This is a genomic window from Rhodococcus globerulus, from assembly GCF_019334125.1.
GTDB lineage: Bacteria > Actinomycetota > Actinomycetes > Mycobacteriales > Mycobacteriaceae > Rhodococcus_F > Rhodococcus_F globerula.
This window is the reverse complement of record NZ_CP079698.1, coordinates 4,363,906-4,376,071: the sequence shown is the minus strand read 5'-3', so window position 1 is coordinate 4,376,071 and position 12,166 is coordinate 4,363,906. Positions and strand designations below refer to the sequence as shown.

Sequence of the window (12,166 nt, the reverse complement as noted above, 5' to 3'; positions counted from 1 at the left end):
CCTCGAAACCTCGAACTTCTCACTCAACAAGACTGCCGAAATTTGGCCGCACTCAACCTGTTAGAACGGAAGGGTGCCCCACGAATCCCCGAATCTCACCCTGCCCGACAACACCTTCCGCGACAACGAATGGTGGCGCAGCGCCGCGATCTACCAGGTGTACATCCGCAGCTTTGCCGACGGCAATGGTGACGGCGTCGGCGACATCGCCGGAATCCGAAATCGCTTGAGCTATCTGGCAGAGTTGGGCGTCGATGCCATCTGGGTCAACCCGTGGTACCCGTCGCCGATGGAGGATGCGGGCTACGACATCTCCGACTACCGCAGCATCGAACCGTCATTCGGCACGATGGAACAGGCCGAGGCCATGATCGCCGAAGCCCATGATCTCGGGATGCGCGTCATCCTCGACCTGGTGCCCAACCACGTCTCCGAGGCGCATCCGTGGTTCCAGGAAGCCCTGCTCGCGCAGCCCGGATCAGCCGAGCGCGACCGATTCCACTTCCGCCCGGGCAAAGGTGCGGCAGGTGACGAGGCACCTAACGACTGGGTCAGCTCCTTCGGCGGTCCCGCGTGGACGCGCGTCAAGGATTCGGACGGCAATCCAGGTGAGTGGTACCTACACCTCTTCACACCCGGACAGCCGGATGTGAACTGGCGCAACGCGGATATCCGCGGCGACTTCGAGACGACGTTGCGGTTCTGGTTCGACCGTGGTGTCGACGGATTCCGCATCGACGTCGCCCAGTCACTGTGCAAGGACGCGGATCTGCCCGACCTGAACGGGCTCACATACCCCACGCCGGTCCCGGCCGACGGTTCCGAACCGGTGGAGCATCCGCACTTCGACCGCGACGAAGTCCACGACATCTACCGTTCCTGGCGAGCGGTGGCCGACAGTTACGATCCGCCGCGCGTATTTGTCGCCGAAGCCTGGGTGGGCAACCCCGCACGCCTCACCCGTTACCTGCGCCCTGACGAACTCCACAGCGCCTTCAACTTCAACTTCCTGCTCGCGCCGTGGAACGGAGCGACGCTGCGCAGCGTCATCGACACAACGATCACGTCGCATGCTGCGGTGAATGCATCTCCCACCTGGGTACTGTCCAACCATGACGGCGTCCGTCATCTTTCCAAATATGCGAGGCCGCAGACAGATTCGCGCACCTGGTTCCTCAGCCAGATCCGCGACATCCCCGGCGACTTCGAACTCGGCGAGCGCCGGGCGCGCGCCGCGGCGATGCTGATGCTTGCACTCCCAGGCGGGGTTTACATCTATCAGGGCGAAGAACTCGGCCTGGCCGAGGTGGAGGACATCCCGGACGATCAGTTGCAGGATCCGATCTGGGAACGGACCGGGCACCGCGAGCGTGGCCGCGACGGCTGCCGTGTTCCGCTGCCGTGGTCGGGCGACACCGCCCCGTACGGCTTCAGCCCCCCGAACGCCAACCAGGCGCCCTGGCTGCCACAGCCGCAGGGTTGGGGTGAGCGCACCGTCGAGTTCCAGACGGGCAAGGCCGACTCCACTCTCGAGCTCTACCGCAGCGCGCTGTCCCTGCGCCGCAGCCTGTCGGCGCTGGCCACCGAACCGCTGACCTGGATGAGCGACGACAACGATCAGGTGCTGGACTTCCGGCGCGGCAGTGCGCTGCGCTGCGTCGTCAACACGTCTTCCGAGCCAATTGCGCTTCCCGACGGTGACGTTCTGCTTGCCAGTGGTCCACTACCCGGCAACGGCACGATCCCCGCCGACACGGCCGTCTGGCAAGGTGTCCCGTGTGCAACTACTCCTGATCCGACACGCGCTCCCTGAACTGGCAGAGGTCACCGAGGGTCGTGCTGATCCCGCGCTGACAGACGAGGGCCACGCCCAGGCACACCGACTGCCTGCGGCGTTGGCCCCGTACCGGATCACGGGGCTGTTCAGCAGCCCACAAAAGCGCGCTCTGGAAACCGCGGCTCCCGTATCGAAAGTTCTAGGACTCCCGGTCACCGTGCTTGCGGGTCTGGCCGAGTACGACGCCGAGCAATCCCACTACATTCCGATGCACCAGGTCTTGGAGCGAGCACCACAGACCTACGAGCGCATCAAAGCCGGTTGGCTACCCGAATCGATCGACGCCGACGCATTCCGCACTCGTGTCCTCGGAGCGATCGACGACATCGTGGCGTCAACGGACAACGACGCCACCGTGGCGGTGTTCTGCCACGGCGGCGTCGTCAATATCGTTCTCCAGGAGCTACTCGGCCTGGAGCGTCCGCTGACGTTCCCGATCGAGTATGTCTCCGTCACTCGCATTCTCGTGTCCCGCAACGGCAATCGACGGGTTGCGTCGGTCAACGAAACAGGTCACGTTCGAAACATGTTGCGCGTCTAGCTCAACTCACACGTTGTGGCACGCCACCTGGTGTCCGCCGTCTACGAGTCGTAGCTCCGGAACTTCCTCGGCGCAGCGATCCGTGGCGAGAGGGCACCGGGTGCGGAACCGGCAGCCGCTCGGCGGGTTCAGCGGCGACGGAAGCTCCACGACCTTCTGGTCGACGTTCTGCGCCGCAGTCACCGTTGCGTCGGGATCGGGGATCGAAGACAGCAGCAACTGCGTGTACGGATGCAGCGCACGGTTCTGCATGTCTTCTGCGGGAACGATTTCGCAGACGCGGCCCAAGTACATGATCATCACGCGGTCGCTGATGTTCTTCACAACGGCCATGTTGTGCGCGATGAAGAGCAGTGACAGCCCGTGCCGCCGCTTGGCATCCTCGAGCAAGTTGAGGATCTGTGCCTGCACCGAGACGTCGAGACTGGAGACGGGTTCGTCGCAGATCAGCACCTTGGGATCGAGCATCAAAGCTCTTGCGATGCAGACACGTTGGCACTGACCGCCCGACAATTCGCGAGGGGTGCGATCCCAGACCACGTCGGGGTCGAGGCCGACCTCGGCGAGGACGGCGCGGGCGCGGGCCTCGATTGCAGCCTTGTCCTCACCACCCCAGATCGACGGTCCTTCGGTCACGAGCGCCTTGACCTTGCGGCGCGGGTTGAGCGAGGAAATCGGATCCTGGAAGATCATCTGCAGCTGAGTACGGCTGCGACGCAACTCTTCCGAGCCCAGCTCCGTCATCTCCACGTCACCGAGCCGGATGGACCCCGATGTCGGCGAGGGCAACTGCATGATGGCTCGCCCGGCGGTCGATTTACCGCAACCGGATTCGCCCACCACGCCGAGGGTTTCACCCGCAGCGACGGTGAAGCTGATTCCCGAGACGGCGTGAACTGTCTGTCCCTTGCCGACATTGAACTCGACAACCAGATCTTCGACCGTCAATGCGTCGTCGAGCTTTACCGGCTTCTTGGTATCGGTTGCTGCAGTCATCAGACCATCTCCTTCACTGCGAGCGAGAGGCCCGCTGCGGTCTTGCCGGCCTTCTCGTTGGCTACCAATGCCGCTGTGCCCTCAGGGGTGTCGACGGGGAAATGGCACGCAAACGAGTGGCCGTCGGACGTGTTGTCGCCCGGTCCGCCGAGCGCGAGTGCCGGGTCCCCGGTCAGGCAGTCGTCCTGCGCGTACTTGCAGCGTGCTGCAAAGCGGCAACCGGTCATCGGCTTTGTCATGTCCGGCAGTCCACCCGGAATGGTTTGCAGCACCGTGTGCGTCGGCGATTCGAGTCGCGGAATCGCGGCCATCAGCGCTTCGGTGTACGGATGCCGTGGACGCGAGAAAAGCTCTTCCGTCGCCGATGTTTCCACGACGGAACCGGCGTACATGACGGCGACACGATCGGAACGTCCCGACACCACGCCCAGGTCGTGACTGATGAGAATCACGGCCATGTTGAGCTTGTCGTTGAGCGAGGCGAGCAGGTCCAGGATCTGCTTCTGCACCGTCACGTCGAGAGCCGTCGTCGGCTCGTCCGCGATCAGCAGCTTCGGCTCGCAGGCCAAAGCCATTGCGATGACAACTCGCTGGCGCATACCACCGGACAGCTCGTGGGGGTACTGGTCGAGGCGGCGCTTGGGCTCCGGAATTCCCACCATCGACAGGAGTTCAGCGGCGCGGTCACGGGCCGCGTCCTTCTTGAGTCCGAGATGGAACTTCAAGGATTCGGTGATGTGCGTGCCGATTCGCTTGAACGGGTTGAGCGACGTCATCGGATCCTGGAAGACCATGGCGATCTCCGGGCCCCAGAAGTGCTTCATCTCCGACTTTTTCATCGTCGACATGTCGCGGCCGGCAAACGTGACCGTTCCGGTGATGTCGAGTGCCGGACCCTTCTCCAGCAGACCCATGATGGTGCGGCCGAGAACCGACTTGCCGGAACCCGACTCACCGACGATGCCAAGAGTCTCACCCTCGGAAACGTGGATCGACACACCGTCGACGGCCCGCAGTTTGCCTCGGGGAGTCGCAAATACGGTTCGGATGTTGTCCGCTTGCAGCAGCGGTACGCCATTTGTCACTGAAGTGGTCACAGCTTGCTCCGATACTTCTCACCGATGAGGTTGAACGAGAACACCGTCAGGAAGAGGAATACGCCGGGCACCAGGACGATGAACGGGTGCTTCTCCACGATGCCGCCCTGGCCTTCCGCGATCATGTTGCCCCACGTCGGATCCGGCTGAGCGATACCGAGCCCGAGGAAGCTGAGCGATGCTTCGGCGACGATCAGGCCGGACACGGCGACGAGGCCGAGTGCTGCAACGGGAACCAGAACGTTGGGTACCAGTTCTCGCCAGATGACTCTCCATTTGGTGGCACCCATTGCCCGGGCAGCGAGCACGAACTCACGTTGGGCGACCACTATCGTATTCGCTCTTGCTATTCGAACCATGCTGGGAATGCAGAGAATCGACAGTGCGAGCGTGATGTTGCGCAGGTTCGACGTAAGGACAGCAGCCAGCGCGATCAGCAGAACCAGGGACGGAATTGCGAGCAGCGAGTTGGTGAGGATCCCGACTACCGCGTCGATCTTGCCGCGGAAGTACCCGGCCATGACGCCGATCGTGCCGCCGATGACGATGCCGATGAGCACCGCGCAGATTGCGACGGTGAGCGAGGCACGCGCTCCGTACAGCGCGCGGGCCAGGAGATCGAGACCGAAGTTGTTGGTACCGAGCGGATGCTCCGAGAGCAGGCTCGGAGGTGCAAAGCCGGGCTCGGCCAAAGTCTTGACCGTGTCCTTGTATTCACCGAGCGGCAGGAGCGGCGCGACGATGGCCGCAACAACCAGCGCTACGAGCCAGATGCAGGCCAGCCAGTACGACAGGTCGAATTGGCTTCCCCACCTGGCGATACCGATCTTCCCCAGTCCCTTGAACAGGAACACGAGCGAGGCCAGGCCGATGACGATACGAACGATCATCATGATGCCGGACCCGAAGAGGGCGGTGCCGAGCAGAGCGATACCGACGACGGTCAGGATCGTGCCGATCAGGACCAGATTCTTCGGCTTCTCCAGCGTTTCTATCGGACCGGGCGCAAGCAGGACGGTCTGCTGCCGATATGTCATCACCTCGGACGGGGCCGGCGCGGGGGCCGCTCCGTCGGGCGTCACTTCAGACATGGACACGACGACTCCTCGGGTCAAGATAGGTGTACAGAACGTCGATCGCACTGTTGACGACCACGTAGATGACGGCAATCACGACCACCGCACCCAACAGCATCGGCGAATCGCCTTGTTGTGCAGCCCGAACGATGAGTGTGCCCATACCGGGCAGCGAGAACAGTGTCTCGACGATGACGGTGCTGCCGATCATGCCGCCGAGTGCCAGACCCATCATGGTGATGAGCGAGAACGACGACGGCCGCAAGGCGTCACTGAACAGGACGCGCAGCGTGGGCATGCCCTTGGCCTTCGAAGCGAGGATGTAATCCTCACGCAAGGTGGTCACGAGGTCGCTGCGCAGAACGCGGGTGAACATCGCCATCTCGAGCAGACTGATGGTGATTGCGGGAAGTATTGCGTGCGATAGGTTTCCGGAGATGCTGTCCCCGATTCGCACCCACTGCGAGCGGGGGAACCAACCCAACCAGTTCACCGTCACCATGATGAGGAGCAAACCGGCCAGGAAGCTCGGAATCGAGAGAACACCGAACGTTGCGGCGCTGATGACGCGGTCGATGACGCCACCCTCGTGATGTGCCGACCACAGTGCGAGCGGAACGGCGACAACAAGAGCGATGACAAGACCCATCACTGCAAGCTGAACGCTGACCGGGAGAGCCGAGCCGATTGCGGAGAGAACTTCCTGCTGCGGCGGGACCAGCGAGGTACCGAGATCACCGGTAAGGGCGCTCGTCAACCAGTCCCAATAACGAACCAGGAGTGGATCGTTGAGTCCGAGCTGCTGGCGCATTTCCTCGTATTCGGCGGGGGTACGACCCTCACCCAATACCGCGACCGCCGGGTCACCGGGGATCAACGACGCCAGCACGAAGGTTCCGAAACTGACGATGAGGAGCACAATGACGAGCTGGCCCAACTTCTTACCGATTGCGCCGATGTTCATAGATTTCGTCTCCTTCGGGCAGCCAACTCGCAATTCACAGCAATTCCTCGTATCTCATTCGTCTCGGTTAACGTGTCCGGCCCCGCGAGGGCCGGACACGTGTAGGTCGAGTCAGGACTTCCAAACGCTGTCGAACAGCATGATTCCGTCGATGCTCTGCTTCAGGCCGTGAACGTTCGTGTTCCACACGTCCAGCGTCGGGACGTTGCCCCAGACGATCCACGGCACCGTCTCGGTGGCGCGTTCCTGAATCTTGGCGAGAACAGCCTTCTTGTCCTCGTCGTTGGTGGCAACACCGAGCTGATCGAGAAGGACGTCCATCTCGGCGTCGGCGTAGTTGGTGACGTTGTTACGGCCACCGGACTTGATGCCCGTGTACAGACGCTCGAACGGGTCTGCCTCGGACAGTGAGCCGGCTGCGGTGCTCATGTCGTAGTCACGGTCGACGTACATCCGCTTGACCAGATCGCCTGCGCCGGTGACGTACTCGATCTGCGTGTCGAAACCGACTGCGTTGAGCATTGCCTGCACGCCGAGCGCAGTCGACTGTGCGGACGGCTCCTGGATGGAGAGGAAAGTGACCTTGCCGTCGTAGCCGTCTGCCTTGGCCTGATCGAGCAGTTCCTTGGCCTTGGCCGCATCCACACCGGTCGGAGCGACGTCGTTGTGCCAGCGGGAGGTGTCCTGGAAGATCACCTGTCCGGGAAGGCCCTTGCCGTTGTTGACGCGGGTGTTGAGGGTTTCGGGGTCGATCGCCATTGCCATTGCCTGGCGCACACGAAGATCCGAACCGGGGCGACCTTCGGCCATGTTGACGTTCGCGATGTAGCCGAGCGACGGGATGTCGATGAAGCCCGGGTTGCCGTTCTCGATCAGATCGAGGATCGGAGTGAGCGTACGCATGTACGCCGCGTCGATGCCACCGGTCTTGAGAGCCTCGGCAGTGGGCTGAGCTCCGACGATGCTGATGAGCTTGAGCTTGTCGACCTTCGGTGCGCCGCCGAAGTAATCGGGACGGGCAGCGAGCAACAGCTCCTCGTTGGGAGCAAAACGCTCGAGTGTGAATGCGCCGGCGCCGATCGGCGTGAACTGATCACCCTGCTGCGCAGCCGGAGCGACGATCATGCCGGGACCAGTAGAGAGCATCGATTCGATACCCGTCCACGGGTCGACGAGGTTGAAGACAACCGTCGACGCGTCCGGGGTGTCCATCGAGGCAACCTTGGCTGCCCACAGGCTCGACTGCGCTGCCTTGTTGTTGACGTAGCGGTTGATGCTGTCGACAACTGCCTTGGAATCGAGAGATGTTCCGTCACTGAACTTGACGCCGTCACGAAGCTTCAGCGTCCACGTCTTGCTGTCCGAGCTCGGCTCGAGGGACTGCGCCAACTGCGGAACGAACGTCTTCTCGATGGGGTCGTAGCGCATCAGCACGTCGTAGATCGCGCTGAGCTCACTGCCACCTGTTGCGCCGGCAACCTGGATCTTCGCCGGATCGAGCGATGTCACTGCGGAATAACCGCTGAACGTCAGCGTGCCACCCGTGGTCGGGGTGCCGGGATCAGCCTGTTCGTTGACCAATCCGATCTTGAGCGCGGAACCCGACTCGACAGATTCACCGCCGCCGCTCGACCCGTTGTCGGCGCACGACGCCAGGAACATACTTGCGGTGATCGCCAGCGTGACCGCAGCTAATCTGCGATGCCCGCGGCGGGAACTACGACTCATTCTGATGCCTCCAAGGCAGGAAAAACTGTGACTTCTTGTTGAACAAGAAACAGTGTGTGATGCGACGCACAGAATGGTTCGAACGAGTCCCGCTCAGTGGAATTGGTTAAGTTGCGGTCCTCAACGGTTATCTAAATCGCCCTGGCCTGCGCATTCCGCCAAACCAAAGAGACCTATCGGTCTAGTCCCGATCTAGTCCCGATCCAAGGTCGCTTCCTCCAGATCCAGCTCACGTAGTACCTTCCGTAGGACCTCGTCATCGATGCGGCCGCCATCGCGTTCGGCAATGAACACAGTCCGCTCGGCGTCGATCATCTCGAGACGCAGAGCCCGGAATGCCGCCGACGGGCTCTCCCCCAGATCGTCGTCGCTACGCCCCAATCGCTCCCACGCCGAATTGGCTCGGTGCGTATTCCAGGTCCGCAGGATGTCCGCCGCTCGATCCCGCACCGCGGGCACACCTCCGTCCTGCTCGGCAACCAACTCGTCCAGCCGCGCTGCTGCTGCCCGCGCCGCCTTGTCCTGCGCCGCCGCCTCCGCTCTCGCGTCGGACTGCGCTTCCTCCCCCTGAACACCGAGCGTGCGGATAACCCACGGCAACGAAAGACCGTGCAGGAGCAATGTTCCGACCACGACGACAAATGTCAGGAACAAGATCAGCGAACGCCCGGGGAACTCCTCACCACTGTTCACTGTCAAGGGAATGGCAAATGCCGCTGCCAGCGACACGACTCCGCGCATTCCTGCCCACGACACGACAAATACCGACCGCACCGACACGTCCGGTTCCCGCGCGCGGATCCGCGGCGACAACCACCGCGGCAGGTACGTGGCCGGAAAAACCCACGCAATCCGCACAACCACAACGGTCGCGAGCACCGCAATGGACGCCCACACCACAATCGAGGTGCTGTACCCCTGCAATCCACTCACGACACTGGGTAATTGAAGTCCGATCAACAGGAACACAAACGACTCGAGGATGAGGTCGACGGCCTTCCACACGGCCGTATCCTGCAGGCGTGTCGCATAACTGGCCCGAGTGGAACGCTGACCCAGGAAAAGGCCGGCCACCACTACGGCAATGACGCCCGACGCATGGATCTCTTCCGCAGCCAGGTAGGTGAAGAACGGCACCACCAAGCCGATTGCACTCTCCATCACCGGATCGCGAAGTTTGCCACGCACTTTGGAGATCACGAACCCCACCGCAAGCCCGATCGCCGTTCCGCCGACAGCGGCGATCACAAACGTCTCGAACCCGCTCGCCAATGTGGCACCCGTGCCAACGGCCGCCGCCAAGGCAACCTTGTAGGCCGTCAGGGCGGTGGCGTCGTTGAGCAGGCTCTCACCGCCCAGGAGTGTCATGATCCGACGCGGCAGTCCGAGCCTGCGTCCGATTGCGCTCGCCGACACCGCATCCGGCGGCGCCACAATCGCACCGAGAACCAACGCCGCGGCAATCGAGAACTCCGGCACGATCAGATACGCGACCAAGCCGACCGCTGCGGTCGTCGCGAGGGGCAGACCCACCGCGAGCAACCCGATGGGACGCAGATTCGATCGCAATGCCAGATATGAACTGTCCAACGCCGCCGAGTACAGCAACGGTGGTAACACCACGAACAGAACAAGATCCGGATCGAGCTCGAGATCCGGTACGCCGGGTACCTGACACGCGATCAACCCGAAGACCACCAGTATCAACGGCGACGACAAACCGAATCGACGCGCAACCGCTGCGACCAGCAAAGCCGCTACTACAACCCCCAGTAATATGCCGTTCACTCTGGCAGCATGCAGGATCGGCGGCCACCGTGCACTATGGATGGTGATGAAAAAAATCCTGAAGCGCGTCGCCGCCCGCACACCGGCACCCGAACCGGTGGCAAGCGGTTGCGAAGAATTGGCTGAAACGCCCGAAACCGACCCGGCCGCTTTAACTCCCGGCGTCTGTCAAGAATGCGCCAAGCTGGGCGAGGACAACTGGTCACACTTGCGAATCTGCCTCACCTGCGGCCACGTCGGATGTTGCGACTCCAGCCCGCACCAACACGCCACCAATCACTATCGCGAGACCGGACACCCCGTGATGCGGTCCCACGAACCTGGCGAGTCCTGGCGCTGGTGCTATGTCCACGATCTGATGGACTAGATACCGCGAAATACCTGGACACCCCGAAATACACCGAAGCCGGAGATGCAGTGCGCATCTCCGGCTTCAGCTTTGCCGTACTCAGTTATTCACGTTCCGTCAGTTGGTCTTCCACGCCTCGTCGAAGAACATGATTCCGTCGATGCTCTGCTGGACACCGTGAACGTTCTTGGCCCACACGCCAAGCCACGGCGTGTTGCCGAGGATCTGCCACGGCACAACCTCAGTGGCGCGTGCCTGGATCTTGGCCAGGACCTCTTTCTTCGCGTCATCGGACGTCGCGACACCCAACTCGTCGAGCAGCGTGTCCATCTGAGCGTCGGAGAAGCTTGTTGCGTTGTTACGTCCACCGGTCTTGAGGTTCGAGTACAGACGCTCGAACGGATCGGCTTCCGGAAGGTTGGCGGAGCCGGTCGACATGTCGAAGTCGCGGTCGACGTACAAACGCTTGACGACGTCGGCAACCGAGTTGACGTACTCGATCTGGAAGTCGAAACCAACGGCATTTGCCATCGACTGCAGCGCGAGAGCCATCGCCTGAGCCGAATTCTCCTGCATTGTCAGGTACGTGATCTTGCCGTCGTAACCGTCAGCCTTGGCCTCGTCGAGAAGCTGCTTGGCCTTGGCCGGGTCGACACCGATCGGAGCCTCGTCGTTGTGCCAGCGCGAGCTGTCCTGGAAGATGACCTGCCCCGGTAGGCCCTTACCTTCGTTGAGTCGGTTGTCGAGTGCAACGGGATCCGTTGCCAGAGCCAGTGCCTGACGCACGCGCACGTCGGCGCCCGGGCGACCCGGAGCCGTGTTGAGCAGTGACAGGTACGACAGCGACGGGATGTCGACGTAGCCCGGGTAGCCGGAGTCGATGAGGTCGAGCACGTTCGGCAGTGATCGCATGTAGGCGGCATCTGCGCCGCCACTCTTGAGCGACTCGCTCGTGGCCTGCGAACCGACGATGCTGATCATGCGCAACTTGTCCACGTTGGGGGCACCCGCGAAGTAATCCTCACGAGCGTCGAGAATCAGCTCCTCGTTGGGAGCGAACTTCTCGAGTGTGAACGCACCCGCGCCGATCGGCGTGAACTGATCACCCTGCTGCGCGCTGGGCGCAACGATCATTCCGGGGCCGGTGGCGAGCAGCGACTCGATACCCGTCCACGGGTCGACGAGATTGAAGACAACCGTCGACGCGTCCGGCGTGTCGACCGACGCGACCTTCGACGCGTACAGGCTGGACTGCGGTCCCTTGTTGGTGACGTATCGAGCCAGGCTCGACGACACTGCCGCAGAGTCGACCTGCGTGCCGTCACTGAACTTCACACCATCGCGCAGCTTGAGCGTCCAGGTCTTGAAATCCGAACTCGGCGACATCGAGTTGGCGAGCTTCGGAACGAACTTCTGCGACGTGGGATCGTAACGAAGCAGGGTGTCGTAGATCGCCCCGAGCTCCGAGCCGGCCACCGAGCCGGCAATCTGTGTCTTCGAGGGATCGAGACTTGTCACCGCGGAGTATCCACTGAATGTCAGCGTTCCCCCCTTGACCGGATCGCCCTCGTTCGTCGATGCGTTGACGGGACCGATCGTCAGAGCTGAGCCGGACTCGGGTGCGTCGCCGCTGCCGCCGTCCGCTCCACTGTCGGCACACGAAGCCAAGAACAAACCGGCGGAAACAGCCAGTGCGACTGCTGCGACCTTTCGACTGCCGCGCCTAGAACTGCGACTCATTTACGAACCTCCAGATCGGACCTTCAACTGTGATGTGATGCGAAGCTGTC

The 12,166-nt window shown here is 62.3% G+C and carries 10 protein-coding genes; 3 read left to right on the top strand and 7 right to left on the bottom strand.

The genetic code is table 11. The annotated features are described in order from the left end of the window. The first annotated feature begins 73 nt into the window (after window positions 1–73). Both KYT97_RS19905 and KYT97_RS19900 read left to right on the top strand, forming a co-directional pair. Window positions 74–1,813: a glycoside hydrolase family 13 protein gene (locus KYT97_RS19905; protein WP_219110509.1), complete on the top strand. Its 1,740-nt coding sequence runs from the start codon at window positions 74–76 to the stop codon at window positions 1,811–1,813. Then, the gene (locus tag KYT97_RS19900) at window positions 1,779–2,378 is read left to right on the top strand and encodes a histidine phosphatase family protein (protein WP_116104248.1); all 600 of its coding nucleotides are present in this window, start codon (window positions 1,779–1,781) and stop codon (window positions 2,376–2,378) included. The genes KYT97_RS19905 and KYT97_RS19900 overlap by 35 nt, the downstream gene beginning before the upstream one ends. Window positions 2,379–2,384: 6 nt before the next feature. Here the strand turns inward: KYT97_RS19900 and KYT97_RS19895 are convergent, their stop codons facing one another. The 6 genes from KYT97_RS19895 to KYT97_RS19870 all read right to left on the bottom strand — a co-directional run bounded on the left by KYT97_RS19895 (window position 2,385) and on the right by KYT97_RS19870 (window position 10,027). After that, window positions 2,385–3,374 carry an ABC transporter ATP-binding protein gene (locus tag KYT97_RS19895; RefSeq protein ID WP_033235355.1) on the bottom strand — a complete coding sequence of 330 codons (990 nt, stop codon included), beginning with the start codon at window positions 3,372–3,374 and terminating at the stop codon, window positions 2,385–2,387. Next, entirely contained in the window at window positions 3,374–4,471 is a 1,098-nt protein-coding gene (locus KYT97_RS19890; RefSeq protein WP_033235354.1) for an ABC transporter ATP-binding protein, read from the bottom strand. The genes KYT97_RS19895 and KYT97_RS19890 overlap by 1 nt, the downstream gene beginning before the upstream one ends. Next, window positions 4,468–5,562 carry an ABC transporter permease gene (locus KYT97_RS19885; RefSeq protein WP_230590249.1) on the bottom strand — a complete coding sequence of 365 codons (1,095 nt, stop codon included), beginning with the start codon at window positions 5,560–5,562 and terminating at the stop codon, window positions 4,468–4,470. Before KYT97_RS19885 ends, KYT97_RS19890 begins: the two co-directional genes overlap by 4 nt. Then, complete coding sequence (locus KYT97_RS19880) at window positions 5,555–6,511, bottom strand: ABC transporter permease (RefSeq protein WP_033235352.1); 957 nt, start codon at window positions 6,509–6,511, stop codon at window positions 5,555–5,557. Before KYT97_RS19880 ends, KYT97_RS19885 begins: the two co-directional genes overlap by 8 nt. Window positions 6,512–6,622: 111 nt before the next feature. Then, entirely contained in the window at window positions 6,623–8,239 is a 1,617-nt protein-coding gene (locus KYT97_RS19875; RefSeq protein WP_219110508.1) for an ABC transporter substrate-binding protein, read from the bottom strand. 192 nt (window positions 8,240–8,431) lie between these two features. Beyond that, window positions 8,432–10,027: a Na+/H+ antiporter gene (locus KYT97_RS19870; protein ID WP_095887565.1), complete on the bottom strand. Its 1,596-nt coding sequence runs from the start codon at window positions 10,025–10,027 to the stop codon at window positions 8,432–8,434. A gap of 46 nt (window positions 10,028–10,073) precedes the next feature. Here KYT97_RS19870 and KYT97_RS19865 point away from each other — a divergent pair, with 46 nt between their 5' ends. After that, window positions 10,074–10,394, top strand: a complete 321-nt coding sequence (locus KYT97_RS19865; protein WP_033235431.1) for a UBP-type zinc finger domain-containing protein — start codon at window positions 10,074–10,076, stop codon at window positions 10,392–10,394. Between the two features lie 99 nt (window positions 10,395–10,493). Here KYT97_RS19865 and KYT97_RS19860 read toward each other — a convergent pair whose 3' ends face one another. Then, complete coding sequence (locus KYT97_RS19860; protein ID WP_033235349.1) at window positions 10,494–12,116, bottom strand: ABC transporter substrate-binding protein; 1,623 nt, start codon at window positions 12,114–12,116, stop codon at window positions 10,494–10,496. Between the last annotated feature and the right edge of the window lie 50 nt (window positions 12,117–12,166).

Bases quoted from the DNA above. Each gene is read 5' to 3' on its own strand.
- KYT97_RS19895 (WP_033235355.1), bottom strand. From the start codon at position 3,374: ATGACTGCAGCAACCGATACCAAGAAGCCGGTAAAGCTCGACGACGCA.
- KYT97_RS19885 (WP_230590249.1), bottom strand. From the start codon at position 5,562: ATGTCTGAAGTGACGCCCGACGGAGCGGCCCCCGCGCCGGCCCCGTCC.
- KYT97_RS19880 (WP_033235352.1), bottom strand. From the start codon at position 6,511: ATGAACATCGGCGCAATCGGTAAGAAGTTGGGCCAGCTCGTCATTGTG.
- KYT97_RS19875 (WP_219110508.1), bottom strand. From the start codon at position 8,239: ATGAGTCGTAGTTCCCGCCGCGGGCATCGCAGATTAGCTGCGGTCACG.
- KYT97_RS19865 (WP_033235431.1), top strand. From the start codon at position 10,074: ATGAAAAAAATCCTGAAGCGCGTCGCCGCCCGCACACCGGCACCCGAA.
- KYT97_RS19860 (WP_033235349.1), bottom strand. From the start codon at position 12,116: ATGAGTCGCAGTTCTAGGCGCGGCAGTCGAAAGGTCGCAGCAGTCGCA.